The sequence below is a fragment of the Paenibacillus sp. FSL R5-0749 genome (assembly GCF_038595085.1).
GTDB lineage: Bacteria > Bacillota > Bacilli > Paenibacillales > Paenibacillaceae > Paenibacillus.
Map to the genome: position 1 here is coordinate 138,634 of NZ_CP152005.1, position 17,079 is coordinate 155,712.

The 17,079-nt window shown below is 47.8% G+C and carries 11 protein-coding genes, 10 tRNA genes, 3 rRNA genes and 1 other RNA gene; all 25 read left to right on the forward strand.

All coding sequences use genetic code 11. From position 1 onward, the window contains the following. Positions 1–50: 50 nt before the first annotated feature. The 25 genes from MKY85_RS00650 (at position 51) to lgt (ending at position 17,078) form a co-directional block, all read left to right on the forward strand. On the forward strand, positions 51–1,325 hold the full coding sequence (locus tag MKY85_RS00650; RefSeq protein WP_339238988.1) for a radical SAM protein: 1,275 nt from the start codon (positions 51–53) through the stop codon (positions 1,323–1,325). 102 nt (positions 1,326–1,427) lie between these two features. Then, positions 1,428–1,625, forward strand: a complete 198-nt coding sequence (rpmE, locus tag MKY85_RS00655) for a 50S ribosomal protein L31 (RefSeq protein WP_056698168.1) — start codon at positions 1,428–1,430, stop codon at positions 1,623–1,625. A 151-nt stretch (positions 1,626–1,776) separates the two neighbouring features. Next, positions 1,777–2,044, forward strand: an RNA gene (gene ffs / locus MKY85_RS00660) — signal recognition particle sRNA large type. Between the two features lie 174 nt (positions 2,045–2,218). Continuing rightward, entirely contained in the window at positions 2,219–3,964 is a 1,746-nt protein-coding gene (gene dnaX / locus MKY85_RS00665) for a DNA polymerase III subunit gamma/tau (protein WP_342571548.1), read from the forward strand. A gap of 41 nt (positions 3,965–4,005) precedes the next feature. Beyond that, positions 4,006–4,317: a YbaB/EbfC family nucleoid-associated protein gene (locus tag MKY85_RS00670; protein ID WP_036607248.1), complete on the forward strand. Its 312-nt coding sequence runs from the start codon at positions 4,006–4,008 to the stop codon at positions 4,315–4,317. 35 nt (positions 4,318–4,352) lie between these two features. Continuing rightward, positions 4,353–4,952 carry a recombination mediator RecR gene (gene recR / locus MKY85_RS00675; RefSeq protein WP_062838113.1) on the forward strand — a complete coding sequence of 200 codons (600 nt, stop codon included), beginning with the start codon at positions 4,353–4,355 and terminating at the stop codon, positions 4,950–4,952. Positions 4,953–5,136: 184 nt separating this feature from the next. Beyond that, positions 5,137–5,412: a DUF2508 family protein gene (locus MKY85_RS00680; protein ID WP_342571549.1), complete on the forward strand. Its 276-nt coding sequence runs from the start codon at positions 5,137–5,139 to the stop codon at positions 5,410–5,412. Positions 5,413–5,446: 34 nt separating this feature from the next. Next, positions 5,447–5,716, forward strand: a complete 270-nt coding sequence (locus MKY85_RS00685; RefSeq protein ID WP_339238991.1) for a pro-sigmaK processing inhibitor BofA family protein — start codon at positions 5,447–5,449, stop codon at positions 5,714–5,716. Positions 5,717–6,064: 348 nt separating this feature from the next. Beyond that, a 16S ribosomal RNA gene (locus MKY85_RS00690) occupies positions 6,065–7,616 on the forward strand. Positions 7,617–7,715: 99 nt separating this feature from the next. Continuing rightward, positions 7,716–7,832, forward strand: a 5S ribosomal RNA gene (gene rrf / locus MKY85_RS00695). A 38-nt stretch (positions 7,833–7,870) separates the two neighbouring features. After that, positions 7,871–7,947 (forward strand) — tRNA-Ile (locus MKY85_RS00700). A gap of 23 nt (positions 7,948–7,970) precedes the next feature. Then, positions 7,971–8,046 (forward strand) — tRNA-Ala (locus MKY85_RS00705). Between the two features lie 211 nt (positions 8,047–8,257). Beyond that, positions 8,258–11,182, forward strand: a 23S ribosomal RNA gene (locus MKY85_RS00710). The 16S, 23S and 5S rRNA genes sit together here with 10 tRNA genes alongside, the layout of an rRNA operon. An 83-nt stretch (positions 11,183–11,265) precedes the next feature. Continuing rightward, a tRNA-Ser gene (locus tag MKY85_RS00715) sits at positions 11,266–11,357 on the forward strand. Positions 11,358–11,400: 43 nt separating this feature from the next. Next, positions 11,401–11,477 (forward strand) — tRNA-Met (locus tag MKY85_RS00720). 9 nt (positions 11,478–11,486) lie between these two features. After that, positions 11,487–11,562, forward strand: a tRNA-Val gene (locus MKY85_RS00725). Between the two features lie 5 nt (positions 11,563–11,567). Further along, positions 11,568–11,643, forward strand: a tRNA-Thr gene (locus MKY85_RS00730). A gap of 9 nt (positions 11,644–11,652) precedes the next feature. Next, positions 11,653–11,730: transfer RNA gene (locus MKY85_RS00735), tRNA-Asp, on the forward strand. 21 nt (positions 11,731–11,751) lie between these two features. After that, a tRNA-Phe gene (locus MKY85_RS00740) sits at positions 11,752–11,824 on the forward strand. A gap of 12 nt (positions 11,825–11,836) precedes the next feature. Next, a tRNA-Tyr gene (locus tag MKY85_RS00745) sits at positions 11,837–11,922 on the forward strand. A 7-nt stretch (positions 11,923–11,929) separates the two neighbouring features. Next, a tRNA-Lys gene (locus MKY85_RS00750) sits at positions 11,930–12,002 on the forward strand. 143 nt (positions 12,003–12,145) lie between these two features. Continuing rightward, complete coding sequence (locus tag MKY85_RS00755) at positions 12,146–13,339, forward strand: helix-turn-helix domain-containing protein (RefSeq protein WP_342571550.1); 1,194 nt, start codon at positions 12,146–12,148, stop codon at positions 13,337–13,339. Between the two features lie 103 nt (positions 13,340–13,442). Then, positions 13,443–14,567 (forward strand): sn-glycerol-3-phosphate ABC transporter ATP-binding protein UgpC, encoded by a 1,125-nt coding sequence (ugpC, locus tag MKY85_RS00760; protein ID WP_062837775.1) that lies wholly within the window; start codon positions 13,443–13,445, stop codon positions 14,565–14,567. A gap of 425 nt (positions 14,568–14,992) precedes the next feature. Further along, entirely contained in the window at positions 14,993–15,931 is a 939-nt protein-coding gene (hprK, locus tag MKY85_RS00765) for an HPr(Ser) kinase/phosphatase (protein ID WP_091011999.1), read from the forward strand. A 121-nt stretch (positions 15,932–16,052) separates the two neighbouring features. Next, on the forward strand, positions 16,053–17,078 hold the full coding sequence (gene lgt, locus MKY85_RS00770) for a prolipoprotein diacylglyceryl transferase (RefSeq protein WP_342571551.1): 1,026 nt from the start codon (positions 16,053–16,055) through the stop codon (positions 17,076–17,078). The last annotated feature ends 1 nt before the right edge of the window (position 17,079 follow it).

Here is a 17,079-nt window from a genome sequence, read left to right on the forward strand (position 1 = left end):
TACAATATACCCGTCGTTAGGTTTAACCCATTAGATGTGAGGAGAACATCATGTATTTAGTATACGCAGATGAAAAAGGTAATGTATTTGATCACCCATCCCTGTACGGGCTTGCCCGCAGTGGAGATATGATCGTTGAGATTATGGAAGATGAGTTAATTCCTTTGCCAGAAGGTGCAACATTAGTTGGACTCCCAAGCACCCGTCCTATTGGTATGGACCCGGATACCGGTGAGATGCTGCCAATGCCAACGGACACACAGGCTGTAGGTGCGTTGCTTCCACAGGGATTCACTCGTTTGTGTCTTCCTGGTTATGTGAAGACAGATAAGGAGTATAAGTTGCCGTTGTTCGGTTATTCCGCAGTAGTCTGGAAAGATGGCGGTTTTTATGTCACCGCTTCGAAGTCGGATAGTCCTGACAAGTGGAATCCGCTCAACTGTGACCGTGACGATGTGCGTTCCGGGGTTAAACGATTGACAGAGCAATACCCCGAGAACCGTCTCTATACCCATCTATCCAACTGTGCGCTTGGATATGAATGTCTGACTTCATCGAACACGTTCCTGAACCGTTGGGAAGGTGGAGTACCAGTATCGTATTCTTGCAATGCAGGTTGTTTCGGGTGTATCTCCGAGCAACCGGATGATAGCGGCTTTGTTTCCCCGCAGACACGTATGAACTTCCGACCACGTGTGGATGAGATTGTGGAGGTTATGCTGGAACACCTGAAGACGCCAGAGTCCATCATTAGCTTTGGACAAGGTTGTGAAGGGGAGCCTTCCACGCAGGCCAAGTTGATTATTGAAGCGATTCGCGAAGTGCGTTCTGTAACGGACATGGGGTATATCAACATTAATACCAATGCCGGTCTGAACGATCATATTAGAGGTATTGTGGATGCTGGATTGGATCTGATGCGCGTAAGTACAATCAGCGCACTGGATGACCATTATAACGCCTACTATAAACCACGTGGTTATACCTTAGCCAATGTTGAAAAGTCGATGAAATATGCGGCGCAGCAGGGTGTATACACCTCGATTAACTATTTGATCTTCCCGGGTGTAACGGATCGTGAAGAAGAGATTGAGGCGATGATTGAGTTTGCGAGAAGAACCGATCTACGCTTGATTCAGATGCGTAACCTCAATATTGATCCGGAGAGTTATCTGGAATTAATCCCTCCTGCTCAAGGAGATATCTTGGGCATGAAGCAGATGATTGAGATCTTTGAAGACGAGTTGCCTGATGTTGTGATCGGATCGTATACCCATGTTCCACCAGCTGGAATGGCACGTCCCAAACGGTTGATTACCTCTTAACAATAATGGATTGCAACAGGCACAAGGCCGTGTTATAATCTCAGAGTTGTGCCATTTACTCTGGGTCCGCTTGAGGCTCAGGGCGGAAAGAGGTGAAAGGTAATGAAAGAAGCAATTCATCCTAAATACACGATTGGTCAAGTATCTTGCGCTTGCGGGAATACTTTTGAGACAGGTTCGGTTAAAGACGGACTTCGTGTAGAGATTTGCTCCGCGTGCCACCCGTTCTTCACAGGTAAACAGAAGTTTATCGATGCTGGCGGCCGTGTTGATCGTTTCAAGAAGAAATACGGAATCTAATAGGACAATTCTTGGAGTTGTCTGCTAACTGCATCCAACACACCCCTGCTGATCTGGCAGGGGTTTTTATATGTTATATGTAAGCATAGTTGCTTCTGCTTCCCTTTCCTCTAGTTGCAATTTGGATGACCTTACGTTATACTATTTCTTACCGTGCTAGATGGGGAGGTAGCGGTGCCCTGTAACTCGCAATCCGCTATAGCGAGGTTGAATTCCTGCTAGAGGTTTTGCCGATGTGAGGTTTGGTCCCTAAACGTGGTGTTGACGGTTGGGTCCTCCGCAATGAGTACTCATGAACCTGGTCAGGTCCGGAAGGAAGCAGCCATAAGTGAGATCACTCTTGTGCCGGAGGGTTGCCTAGCCCGAGCTATTGTTCAGGGGTGCCACTTGGATCGCAAATATCGATAGCAGGTGCACGGCTTACCATTTAAATGTAGAGACCTTTGCAGTTGTATGTATGCAGGGGTCTTTTTGATATGTCTTAAAAAACCACGCATGAATGAGTCAGATAAAGTTTGGATTCACCCTGGAATATAGTATAATGGGGGAACGACAAAGGACTCGAATGCGAAGTGGAAGGAAGGTAACGCATCATGGAGCATATCGCGTTATACCGGGCTTGGCGTCCCCAGTCGTTTCAAGATATGGTGGGGCAACAGCATATTATTCAGACCTTGCAGAACGCGATTCGTGAACAGCGGACTTCCCATGCCTACTTATTTAGCGGGCCCAGAGGAACGGGGAAAACAAGTGCCGCCAAGATTTTGGCCAAAGCTGTGAACTGCGAACGTGGGCCTGCGCCTGAACCTTGTAACGAGTGTGAAGCTTGCCGCAGGATTACGACTGGCGCTGTGATGGATGTGCAGGAGATTGATGCTGCATCCAATCGGGGCGTTGAAGAAATCCGTGATCTTCGCGAAAAGGTTAAATATGCGCCAACCGAAGTCCGGCAGAAAGTCTATATTATTGATGAAGTGCACATGCTGACGACGGAGGCATTCAATGCTTTGCTCAAAACATTGGAAGAGCCACCGCCACATGTGATGTTTATTTTGGCAACAACAGAACCACACCGCCTTCCGGCAACCATTATATCGCGCTGTCAGCGATTTGATTTTCGTCGGGTTTCCCTGGAAGAGCAGACAGCAAGACTTACCCTGATCTGTGAACAGGAAGGTATGGAAGCGGACCAGGATGCGCTCCAATACATTGCCCGTTTATCAGACGGTGGAATGAGGGATGCACTCAGTGTGCTGGATCAGATCTCTTCATTTACAGATGGGCGAGTAACGTACCAGCAGGTTATGGACATGACGGGTGGAATTGCTTCAGAGCAATTTGCCAAACTGGCTGCTTCGCTGCTCAAGGGTGATGTTGGTCATATTCTGCAGATGATTGAAGGTTTCATGCATGAAGGAAAGAGCGCAGACAAGTGCATGGAGAATTTGCTGTATTATTTCCGCGATTTACTTATGATTAAGATGGTACCTGATGCAGATAAACTGACGGACCGGGTACTTAATCCGGAATCTTTCCGTGATATGGCAGAGTCATTTACCAGGGAACAACTGTTCCACATGATTGATACTCTTAATCGGTACCAGAGTGAAATGAAGTATGCAGTACAACCACAGACATTATTTGAAGTTGCATTGCTTAAACTGTGTAGTATTCCAGCTCAAGTCGAGGCTTCTGTTCAGGTGGGAGCTTCAGCTCATGCAGCACCTGCTGATGGGGGAGAGATCAATCGCTTGAAGCAGCAGCTTGCTGAGTTGGAGAAGAAGTTGGATCGTGCACTAAAGAGTGGGTTGTCTGGTGGCGAAGGTACATCGAGCGCTCCGTCGCGTCCGGCAACAAGAGCTCCTGTATCGAGAGGGAACTCGCCTGCGAAGCTTCCTGTACAGTTGGATCAGTATGTTGCGCGCAAGGGAGCCCCTGAGTTCGCAGAGATCAGCAAAAAATGGAGTCAGATCCTGCAAAGGGTGAAGGAAGAGAGGGTTACCGTTCACGCCTGGTTCGTGGATGGTGAGCCGGTATCATTGCTTGAGGACAATGTGTTGGTTGCTTTTAAAAACAACATTCACCGTGAAACAACGGAGAAGCAGGCTAACCGTGAAGTCATTGAGCGGGTGTTGTCCGAGCAGCTTGGGCGTCCTGCGCGATTGGTGACGATGATGCTTAAAGATTGGACCGGAGCAACGGAGGGAGCTTCTGAAACCCCAAAGGAGGACTTTAAGCTTGAACCCGAGCATGAAGACGGTGGTTCAAGCAGTAAACAGCCTTGGATAGATGAAGCCATTCAACTCTTTGGTGAGGACCTTGTAGTGATCAAAGAATAATGCGCATAGCGCGATAACCATAACAAAGGAGATGAACAATTATGAACAACATGAACCAAATGATGAAACAAGTGAAGAAAATGCAGGAGCAAATGCTGAAAGCACAAGAGGAATTGGCGGACAAAACAGTCCAAGGTACATCCGGTGGCGGTGTAGTGACGGCTGAAGTTAACGGACACAAGAAATTGCTTGCTATCACGATCAAACCTGAAGCGGTAGATCCGGAAGATGTGGAAATGTTGCAGGATCTCGTTATGACAGCTGTTAATGATGCAATGGCCAAAGCTGATGAAATTGCCAACAAGGATATGGGCAAGTTCACTGGCGGCATGAATATTCCGGGATTATTTTAATTAAAAATTGATCCTGTCAAAGGAGACACAATCGATTGTATTATCCCGAACCAATAGCCAAGCTGATTGATGCCTTCACTCGATTGCCGGGTGTTGGCCCCAAGACGGCAGCTCGTTTAGCTTTTCATGTGCTTAACATGAAGGAAGATGACGTTATTGATTTTGCCAAAGCACTCGTAAGTGTGAAGCGTAATCTTCATTACTGTTCTGTATGTTGTAATATTACCGATACCGACCCGTGTCGCATCTGTCAGGATAAGTCCAGGGATGTCTCTGTAATCTGTGTAGTTCAGGATTCGAAAGATCTGGTGGCCATGGAGCGCACCAAGGAATTCGATGGATACTATCATGTGTTACAGGGTGCGATCTCACCTATGGAGGGAATTGGACCAGATGATATTCGTTTGAAGGAACTCCTGATTCGATTAAGTGATGAACGTATTAAAGAGATCATCTTGGCGACAAACCCCAATATTGAGGGTGAGGCTACAGCGATGTACATCTCCCGTTTGGTACGTCCGTTTGAGATCAGTGTGACCCGGATTGCGCATGGATTGCCTGTAGGTGGCGATCTTGAATATGCGGATGAAGTGACCCTTTCCAAGGCGTTAGAAGGGCGCAGAGAGATGCGTTAGTGTTTTCAGTTTGAATTAAACAATGAACTTCCTTGGAAACTTCGGAAGCTAAAGAAGTTTCGATGAGCAAAGAGAGCCCTAGGGCTCTCTTTTTTTGTGGAGAAAATAAATGCTCAAGTTCTAAGTTTGTCCTTTCCTTGATAAGTATGAGAATATGCTGTGCTGATCAGGAGGAGGAGAGTTTATGTTTTTGTGGCGAAATACACGGAACTCAATAGAGAAACACAACAGAATGTTGAAGGAGCTTGAGGAGGATCAGATCTATGCAGATGTTCAGACGGCTAAGCAGGAGTGGGAACGGGCTATGAGGCAGTTTGAAGATGCGCAGGGGCAGGATGAGATTGATTATGCTATTTATGTATTGGAGGCAGCTGAGCGAAAGTACCAGATTCATTTGAGAAGAGCAAAGCGAGCCAGAGCTAATGATGATGTTGCATCACAGCGAGGATTGAGTATGTAGAGCTGAGATTACATTATACATGGAGGTGTACCATATGAAGAGTATTATACTGGGGAGCGTACTAGTTGTATCTTTACTGGGGCTTATTGTGGTTTTATTCAGAAAGCGGATAGGGTTGTCGGTATTTACGTCATTTGGAATCCATCTGGTGCTTGCTGCAGTGGGGATATACATCGTGAATTATTCCGGCTGGATTATAGGAACCTACATCCCGTTGAACCCTGCAACGATAGGGACAGTGACTGTTTTGGGACTGCCAGGTGTGGGCCTATTATTGGGGTTGAAATTTTCTTTGTTTGGATAGTTGACTCCCAGGATATTTATATGGTACATTATATCTCGTTGCTTTGCTTGCTTGGTTACATGCTTTCGATGAAATGAAGAAGTTCATTATGAGCTTCGAAAAAGAATTTCAAAAAAACACTTGACCAAAACAAACGAAGTATGATATATTATAAAAGTCGCCGCTGAGAGAAAATGGTGACAAAAAAACAAGTTTGATCTTTGAAAACTGAACAACGAGTGAGTAAACATTCTGCTTGCAGAATGAACGCGAAAGTTTGAAACAAGCCTTGGCTTGAATCGACTGGAGCACAAATGAGATGTTTAATCTCGTCAGATTCAAAATGAGCTTATCGCTCTTTTCAATACTTTATTGGAGAGTTTGATCCTGGCTCAGGACGAACGCTGGCGGCATGCCTAATACATGCAAGTCGAGCGGAGTTGATAAGAAGCTTGCTTCTTTGAGACTTAGCGGCGGACGGGTGAGTAACACGTAGGCAACCTGCCCTCAAGTTTGGGACAACTACCGGAAACGGTAGCTAATACCGAATAGTTGTTTTCTTCGCCTGAAGGAAACTGGAAAGACGGAGCAATCTGTCACTTGGGGATGGGCCTGCGGCGCATTAGCTAGTTGGTGGGGTAACGGCTCACCAAGGCGACGATGCGTAGCCGACCTGAGAGGGTGATCGGCCACACTGGGACTGAGACACGGCCCAGACTCCTACGGGAGGCAGCAGTAGGGAATCTTCCGCAATGGGCGAAAGCCTGACGGAGCAATGCCGCGTGAGTGATGAAGGTTTTCGGATCGTAAAGCTCTGTTGCCAGGGAAGAACGCTTGGGAGAGTAACTGCTCTCAAGGTGACGGTACCTGAGAAGAAAGCCCCGGCTAACTACGTGCCAGCAGCCGCGGTAATACGTAGGGGGCAAGCGTTGTCCGGAATTATTGGGCGTAAAGCGCGCGCAGGCGGTCATTTAAGTCTGGTGTTTAATCCCGGGGCTCAACCCCGGATCGCACTGGAAACTGGGTGACTTGAGTGCAGAAGAGGAGAGTGGAATTCCACGTGTAGCGGTGAAATGCGTAGATATGTGGAGGAACACCAGTGGCGAAGGCGACTCTCTGGGCTGTAACTGACGCTGAGGCGCGAAAGCGTGGGGAGCAAACAGGATTAGATACCCTGGTAGTCCACGCCGTAAACGATGAGTGCTAGGTGTTAGGGGTTTCGATACCCTTGGTGCCGAAGTTAACACATTAAGCACTCCGCCTGGGGAGTACGGTCGCAAGACTGAAACTCAAAGGAATTGACGGGGACCCGCACAAGCAGTGGAGTATGTGGTTTAATTCGAAGCAACGCGAAGAACCTTACCAGGTCTTGACATCCCTCTGATCGATGCAGAGATGTATCTTTCCTTCGGGACAGAGGAGACAGGTGGTGCATGGTTGTCGTCAGCTCGTGTCGTGAGATGTTGGGTTAAGTCCCGCAACGAGCGCAACCCTTGATCTTAGTTGCCAGCACTTCGGGTGGGCACTCTAAGGTGACTGCCGGTGACAAACCGGAGGAAGGTGGGGATGACGTCAAATCATCATGCCCCTTATGACCTGGGCTACACACGTACTACAATGGCCGGTACAACGGGCTGTGAAGCCGCGAGGTGGAACGAATCCTAAAAAGCCGGTCTCAGTTCGGATTGCAGGCTGCAACTCGCCTGCATGAAGTCGGAATTGCTAGTAATCGCGGATCAGCATGCCGCGGTGAATACGTTCCCGGGTCTTGTACACACCGCCCGTCACACCACGAGAGTTTATAACACCCGAAGTCGGTGGGGTAACCGCAAGGAGCCAGCCGCCGAAGGTGGGATAGATGATTGGGGTGAAGTCGTAACAAGGTAGCCGTATCGGAAGGTGCGGCTGGATCACCTCCTTTCTATGGAGAATCGTTTCCCGCGTGGAAACATTCAAATACGCAGCTTAGCTGCAAAACACTCACTCGTTGCTCAGTTTTGAGAGCTCAAACTCTCAAACGTTTGGTGGCGATAGCGAAGGGGTTCCACACGTTCCCATCCCGAACACGACCGTTAAGCCCTTCAGCGTCAATGGTACTTGGACCGCAGGGTCCTGGGAGAGTAGAACGCCGCCAAGCGTAACCCATTCTGGGTTCAAAAAAAGTATATATAATGTGGGCCCTTAGCTCAGTTGGTTAGAGCGCACCTCTGATAAGGGTGAGGCCGGTGGTTCGAGTCCACCAGGGCCCACCATCTATACCTTTAAAAATTTATATGGGGCCATAGCTCAGCTGGGAGAGCGCCTGCCTTGCAAGCAGGAGGTCAGCGGTTCGATCCCGCTTGGCTCCACCAAAAATGTTTTACAAGTTTGTTCTTTGAAAACTAGATATCGAAACGAAAGTAAATGCGAATTAGAACATTCCTTTTTAGCTGAACTTGTGTATAACAAGTTTCAATAAAAACGGTAGTTAATTGCTGTTGCGATGGTATCGAGTGGGAGCGACTTTTGGCTTTGGACGCAGTCCAAAACAAGGGAAGCGAGCGATCGAAACCGGAGCAATTTGGTTAAGCTACTAAGAGCACACGGAGGATGCCTAGGCGCTAGGAGCCGATGAAGGACGTGGCGAACAACGAAACTGCCTCGGGGAGCTGTAAGCAAGCTTTGATCCGGGGGTGTCCGAATGGGGAAACCCAGCTGGGGTAATTTCCAGTTACTCATAACTGAATACATAGGTTATGTAGAGGCATACCAGGGGAACTGAAACATCTAAGTACCCTGAGGAAGAGAAAACAATAGTGATTCCGTCAGTAGCGGCGAGCGAACGCGGAGAAGCCCAAACCAGAGAGCTTGCTCTTTGGGGTTGTGGGACGTCTCACATGGAGTTACAAAGGAACCGGTTAAGCGAAGAGGTCTGGAAAGGCCCGCCAAAGAAGGTAAAAGCCCTGTAATTGAAAGTCTGTTCCCTCCGAGACGGATCCCGAGTAGTGCGGGGCACGTGAAACCCCGTATGAATCCGGCAGGACCATCTGCCAAGGCTAAATACTTCCTAGCGACCGATAGTGAAGCAGTACCGTGAGGGAAAGGTGAAAAGCACCCCGGAAGGGGAGTGAAATAGAACCTGAAACCGTGTGCTTACAAAAAGTCAGAGCCCGTTTTAGGGGTGATGGCGTGCCTTTTGTAGAATGAACCGGCGAGTTACGTTCCCGTGCAAGGTTAAGGTGAAGAGCCGGAGCCGCAGCGAAAGCGAGTCTGAATAGGGCGACATAGTACGTGGACGTAGACCCGAAACCGGGTGATCTACCCCTGTCCAGGGTGAAGGTGCGGTAACACGCACTGGAGGCCCGAACCCACGCACGTTGAAAAGTGCGGGGATGAGGTGGGGGTAGCGGAGAAATTCCAATCGAACTCGGAGATAGCTGGTTCTCCCCGAAATAGCTTTAGGGCTAGCCTCGGAAAACAGAGTCGTGGAGGTAGAGCACTGATTGGGTGCGGGGCCCGCAAGGGTTACCAAGCTCAGTCAAACTCCGAATGCCATAGACTTACTTCCGGGAGTCAGACAGTGAGTGCTAAGATCCATTGTCAAAAGGGAAACAGCCCAGACCATCAGCTAAGGTCCCCAAGTGTGTGTTAAGTGGGAAAGGATGTGGAGTTGCACAGACAACCAGGATGTTGGCTTAGAAGCAGCCACCATTGAAAGAGTGCGTAATAGCTCACTGGTCGAGTGACTCTGCGCCGAAAATGTAACGGGGCTAAACACACCACCGAAGCTATGGCTTGATGCTTGCATCAGGGGTAGGGGAGCGTTGTATAAGGGTTGAAGGTGTACCGTAAGGAGCGCTGGACATTATACAAGTGAGAATGCCGGTATGAGTAACGAAAAGATCAGTGAGAATCTGATCCGCCGAAAGCCTAAGGGTTCCTGAGGAAGGCTCGTCCGCTCAGGGTAAGTCGGGACCTAAGGCGAGGCCGAAAGGCGTAGTCGAAGGACAACAGGTCGAAATTCCTGTACCACCGTAAGCCGTTATGAGCAATGGGGGGACGCAGTAGGGTAGTGACGCGGACTGATGGATGTCCGTCTAAGCAGTGAGGTTGATGTGTAGGCAAATCCGCACATCATAAGGCTGAGCTGTGATGGGGAGCGAAAATTGTAGTAGCGAAGGTCATGATCTCACACTGCCAAGAAAAGCCTCTAGCCAGGTGAAGGTGCCCGTACCGCAAACCGACACAGGTAGGCGAGAAGAGTATTCTAAGGCGCGCGGAAGAACTCTCGTTAAGGAACTCGGCAAAATGACCCCGTAACTTCGGGAGAAGGGGTGCCCCGGTAGTGTGAATAGCACGAGGGGGCCGCAGTGAAAAGGCCCAAGCGACTGTTTAGCAAAAACACAGGTCTGTGCGAAGCCGTAAGGCGAAGTATACGGGCTGACGCCTGCCCGGTGCTGGAAGGTTAAGGGGAGTGGTTAGGAGCAATCCGAAGCTGTGAACCGAAGCCCCAGTAAACGGCGGCCGTAACTATAACGGTCCTAAGGTAGCGAAATTCCTTGTCAGGTAAATTCTGACCCGCACGAATGGCGTAACGACTTGGGCGCTGTCTCAACGAGAGATCCGGTGAAATTTTAATACCTGTGAAGATGCAGGTTACCCGCGACAAGACGGAAAGACCCCATGGAGCTTTACTGCAGCTTGATATTGAATTTGGGTACGATCTGTACAGGATAGGTGGGAGCCTTTGAAGCGTGAGCGCCAGCTTGCGTGGAGGCAACGTTGGGATACCACCCTGATCGTATCTAGGTTCTAACCTGGTACCGTAATCCGGTGCGGGGACAGTGTCAGGTGGGCAGTTTGACTGGGGCGGTCGCCTCCTAAAGAGTAACGGAGGCGCCCAAAGGTTCCCTCAGAATGGTTGGAAATCATTCGAAGAGTGCAAAGGCATAAGGGAGCTTGACTGCGAGACCTACAAGTCGAGCAGGGACGAAAGTCGGGCTTAGTGATCCGGTGGTACCGCATGGAAGGGCCATCGCTCAACGGATAAAAGCTACCCTGGGGATAACAGGCTTATCTCCCCCAAGAGTCCACATCGACGGGGAGGTTTGGCACCTCGATGTCGGCTCATCGCATCCTGGGGCTGAAGTAGGTCCCAAGGGTTGGGCTGTTCGCCCATTAAAGCGGTACGCGAGCTGGGTTCAGAACGTCGTGAGACAGTTCGGTCCCTATCTGTCGTGGGCGTAGGAAATTTGAGAGGAGCTGTCCTTAGTACGAGAGGACCGGGATGGACGTACCGCTGGTGTACCAGTTGTTCCGCCAGGAGCACCGCTGGGTAGCTATGTACGGACGGGATAAACGCTGAAAGCATCTAAGCGTGAAGCCCCCCTCAAGATGAGATTTCCCAGTATGTAAGACCCCTTGAAGACGACGAGGTAGATAGGCTGGGGGTGGAAGTGCAGCAATGCATGGAGCTGACCAGTACTAATCGGTCGAGGGCTTATCCAAATATGCAAGTGATAATTCGCATGTTTTGTTTCGAATCTAGTTTTCAGGGAGCAATCCTTGAATGATGTTGAAGATTGTTATTTGGAGAGATACCCAAGTGGCTATAAGGGGACCCTCTGCTAAGGGGTTAGACTGCGTAAGCGGTGCGAGGGTTCGAATCCCTCTCTCTCCGCCATCTTTACCTTAAGATGGACAAGCAATCAAGACACAACTAATATGGCGGTGTAGCTCAGCTGGCTAGAGCGTACGGTTCATACCCGTAAGGTCGGGGGTTCGATCCCCTCCGCCGCTACCATATTACCCAGGAGGCTTAGCTCAGCTGGGAGAGCATCTGCCTTACAAGCAGAGGGTCGGGGGTTCGATCCCCTCAGCCTCCACCATATACGCCGGTGTAGCTCAACTGGTAGAGCAACTGACTTGTAATCAGTAGGTTGGGGGTTCAAGTCCTCTCGCCGGCACCATTAATGCCTGGAACCGTGGTGTAGTTGGCCTAACATGCCTGCCTGTCACGCAGGAGATCGCGGGTTCGAATCCCGTCGGTTCCGCCATTAATCCTAAAAATTAAATATGGCTCGGTAGCTCAGTCGGTAGAGCAGAGGACTGAAAATCCTCGTGTCGGCGGTTCGATTCCGTCCCGAGCCACCTTTAATCCCTGGAGGATTAGCGAAGTGGCCAAACGCATCAGACTGTAAATCTGCTCCCGTACGGGTTCGGTGGTTCGAATCCATCATCCTCCACCAGTTTTATGAGTCATTAGCTCAGTTGGTAGAGCACCTGACTTTTAATCAGGGTGTCGAAGGTTCGAGCCCTTCATGACTCATCTTTAAAAAAAGAGTGATTAATCATTAATTTGATTAGTCGCTCTTTTTTGTTATGTAATTTTAACGGATTATGGATATTTATTAATGCTGTGCAAGATATGATAAACTAATAGAAAACATGCAGAGTGGTGACGTTCATTATATGAAGTTCATACCTGATCTAAAACAGCAAATTGAAGTCATTATAGGCACAACTTTGGACGAATATGAAATTACAATAGAGGAATGGACGCAATCCGTTACGAATCTGGTGGGTCTTCATGAAAATTCAGAGACCTATGGTGATAAAGGTGAAAGTCTGGAGCTATCTGAACAAAATACATCTCCAAGCTCATCCGATGTGATCAGTCTGAATACGGGAGAGCGCATATTTTTTAAGGTTCGGATGAATGAGAAAGAAGAGACCGTGGTATGTTGGGGATGCGCTGCAAGATCCATCACTGTGGAGAGACGGAGATTTATTGAGCTTTTGATCCGTTCCAACACAGAATTACCCGATGAGACACAGCCTGTTGTATATGAGAATGATAGGGAGCAGTATTTGACTGAATTGGGTCTCTGGCTTAGAGAGCAGATCGAAGAACCATCCAAGCAGGAATCTCAAACGGTTCCTGATCACTTTGTGGTGCCTGCTGGATTGAATGCTGAGAAGATTCTGTTCTTGCTGCAAGGGGATACACCGGATGCACATCGTCTACGATCCAAGGAACTCAACAAGCTGCTTGAGAGTTATTTTGGCGAGGAGATTGTATTGATTCCTTTGGGGGAGCAAGAGTGGGTTTTCATGGGTGATAAAGAAATCGTTACAGAAGAAGCCGAGGAAGATACACCGGATGCCCAAAAGGATTCACTGAACGCTTTTTGTCTGGGGTTACATGAACTGGTAGCCAGTGAATGGGCTGGGGTGTTCCATCTGTCTGCATCCCTACCGTGCATACCCGCAGAACAATTAGTATCAGTTACAGCGCTTCTTAAAGAAAGTGTGCAATTGGGGAGAGCATTCCATGTTACGCAGCATATTCATCTCCCATGGGATCTTCATCTGGAACGGTTGGTAGCGAGCATTCCAGATGAACAACGGATACGATTTATACAGGAAACAGGCAAGGACACGTTAATCTTAAATGATAGTGAGACTCTTGCTACGTTAGAAACCTTTTTTAGCCTGGACTGTAATGTGAGCGAGACAGCCAAACGGCTTTTTATTCATCGTAATACGTTGGTTTATCGTCTGGACAAGATCAAACAGGAGATTGGATACGATGTAAGGCACTTCGAAAGTGCTGTTCTAGTGCAGTTTTTACTGCTTATGTACAAAGTGACGAAAAAGCATTGATATTTTTGTGCAGTTTGCGAATAGTCAAACCTCATACAGATAGGGTAATATAAAAATACAAATTGTATTCGATTACAAAATGATCTCTGAGGAGGCAACAATCATGGCTGGAGTACGTTTAGAGCATATTTTCAAAAAATACCCGGGTTCTGATAAAGCAACTGTAGTTGACATTAACCTGGACATTAAAGATAAAGAATTTCTGGTATTGGTAGGTCCGTCCGGTTGTGGTAAATCAACAACACTGCGTATGATCGCAGGCCTTGAGGAAATTTCTGAAGGTAAACTCTATATCGGTGACCGTGTCGTTAATGATGTTGCACCTAAAGACCGCGATATCGCGATGGTATTCCAATCCTATGCCTTGTATCCGCATATGAGCGTATATCAAAACATGGCGTTTGGTTTGAAATTGCGTAAGGTTAAAAAGGACGAGATCGACAAACGTGTACGTGAAGCAGCTAAAATCCTGGATATCGAGCATTTGCTTGAGCGTAAACCTAAGGCATTGTCCGGTGGTCAACGTCAGCGTGTCGCTCTAGGACGTGCGATTGTCCGTGATCCACAAGTCTTCTTGATGGATGAGCCTCTCTCCAACTTGGATGCTAAACTTCGTGGTCAGATGCGTGCGGAAATCACTAAACTGGCTAAACGTTTGGAAACAACAGTTATCTACGTAACGCATGACCAAATCGAAGCAATGACGATGGGTGACCGGATCGTAGTTATGAAGGATGGTATCATCCAACAAGCAGCTTCTCCGGAAGAGTTGTATAACCTGCCGGCTAACCTGTTCGTAGCTGGTTTCATCGGTTCCCCGACAATGAACTTTATCTCGGGTAAACTGGCTGAGCAAGGTGCTAACCTGCACTTCGTAGCTCCAGGCGTGGACGTTGAAATCCCGCAAGGTAAAGCACAAGTGTTGAAATCTAGAGGATACATTGGCAAAGAAGTCATTCTGGGTGTTCGTCCAGAAGACATTCACGAAGAGCCAGTATTCCTGGAAGCATCCCCGAACTCTGTATTCTCTACTCACGTAGATGTAACAGAGAACCTGGGTCACGAAATGCTCCTCTACTTGAGCGGTGTAGGTAACGATACTACAATCGCACGTGTAGACGGACGTTCTAACACTCGTGATGGTTCCACAGTTAAAATGGCCATCGACATGAACAAAGTTCATATCTTTGACAAAGAGACTGAAGTGAACGTACTTCTTCAAGACTAATATTACTGGGATTCATCGGTGACGATGGAATCTGACAGTTAACGCAATTATACATTGTAATGAGAGCCCCTTCCGTTATTGCTGGAAGGGGCTTTTTTTAAAAAAATTAATGAATTCTATAATATTCAGCGGAGCAAGGATTAACATTTACCTGATAAACAACCGCTAAACCATCCATGTAGTATTCCCAATGGGTGCTCGATCAGAAGGTTTTTTCTTACTAATGGTTGTCGGAGGCTACGATTGCATTCATCCCGGAATTCATTTAAGATTATTTGAAGGTCTGTCTTCATATATCTGAGAGAACCGACTGTTGGAAGGGTATGCATTCTGTACCCCATGTTGTGAATGCGCTAATAATGGAAAGAACTGATACACGATCTGAATTACATAGAGGTACAGCGAATGCTGAAAGGAAGAGACAAATGGCGAAAAAAGTGAAAGTATCCGAATTGGTACAGCAGTTTCAGTTGGAGGTTGTTTCTGGATCTCACGGATTGAAAAGAGTCATTACGGTAGATGATCTGAACCGTCCTGGTCTGGAAATGGCCGGTTATTTTGAATACCATCCTCAAGAACGGGTACAGCTACTTGGAAGAACGGAGTTAGCTTTCTTTGCAATGTTACCCGAGCAAGAGCGGCGTGATCGTATGCAACGTCTTTGTACAGAAGAGACGCCTTGTATCGTTGTAACGCGCGGACTTGAAGTCCCGCAAGAGCTGATTGATATCAGTGAAGAACGGGATCTGGCTGTATTACGCAGTAATATGGCAACAACAATTCTGTCCAGCCGGATTACCGGATTTTTGGAGGGGAAATTAGCACCTACTGCCACGATTCATGGTGTACTGTGTGATGTATACGGGGTTGGTATGTTGATTACAGGTAGTAGCGGTATTGGTAAGAGTGAAACAGCACTTGAACTGGTTAAACGTGGACACCGACTGATTGCCGATGATGCGGTAGAGATTCGCCAAACGTCAGATTTTCAGCTTCACGGTACTGCACCTGAATTGATCCGCCACTTGCTCGAAATTCGAGGTGTCGGTATTATCAACGTCATGACATTATTCGGAGCTGGTGCCGTTCGGAATAACAAACGGATTACCCTGGTTGTACGTCTGGAAGCATGGCAGCAGGATAAACAATACGATCGTCTGGGTCTGGACGAAGAGACTACACGTATCATTGATACCGATGTGCCTCTCGTTACGATTCCTGTTCGTCCGGGACGGAACTTGGCGGTTATTATTGAAGTAGCCGGAATGAACTATCGTCTGAAACAGATGGGTCTTAATGCTGCACTGCAATTCACGAACAAGCTGACAGCAACCATCTCGGAAGATATGGAAGACATGGATTAAGAAACATTTTATACAAGGAAATGAAGATAAATGGTTGACGTGTACTGCTTCTCTGGAGGCGCAGGGCATGCCAACCATTCGTCATGCGTGTGATTGATCGAATAAATAGGAGTGTGAATGAATGGATACATTATTACTGTTGAACCCGATTGCGTTCTCTATTGGAGCGTTAAAGGTTCACTGGTACGGGCTTATTCTTGGTGCCGCGGCACTTATAGGACTGCTGCTCGTGATCCGGGAGGGCAAACGCTACAATATCCCACAGGAAGTGTTCATGGACATGGTTCTGCTGGGTGTGCCTTCTGCCATCATTGGTGCCCGCATCTACTATGTCGCATTTAAGTGGGAAGATTACAAGGATAATTTCTGGGATGTCTTTAAAATATGGAATGGCGGTATCGCCATCTATGGTGCCCTTATTGGTGCAATCATCTGTGCAGTTATTTTCTTCCGTCGTAAAGGCTATAACTTCTGGCGTATGGCCGATATCTGTGCGCCTGGACTGATTGTTGGACAGATGATCGGACGTTGGGGGAACTTTGTGAATCAGGAAGCCTATGGCGGTCCTGTGGAAGAATCATTTTTGAGAGACAAGCTTCATCTGCCGGACTTTATTGTGAATCAAATGAACGTAGAAGGTGTATTCCATCATCCTGCGTTTTTGTATGAATCAGTATGGAGTCTCGCTGGTCTAATCTTGCTGCTGATTCTGCGTCGTCAGAAATTCCTGCGTTCAGGTGAACTGTTCATGTCCTATTTCATCTGGTACTCTATCGGTCGTTTCTTCATTGAAGCTTTGCGTACGGACAGTCTGGGCTTCCAGGCTCCGCAATGGGTCGCTTCATTAGTGAACGGGCTGTGGTCTCCAATGACTGTGATGGGCTTCGAACAAGGATATCTTGATCCTGCTTATGGCAACGTAAGAATCTCGCAACTGCTCGCTATTGGTATCATTATTGTTGCTGTTGTATTCATAGTGGTGAGAAGAGTGACAGGTAAAGCCGATGTTCGTTACAGTGATCCGATTGTATCGTCCAAAGTTACCTCTGATGATATGGAACATACGGGAACAGTTGTTGGCAAAGAGAGCAAGGTAACACCTCCAGCCAAAGATGACCCGAAGCAAGTTGATGATAAAAAGGAGTAAT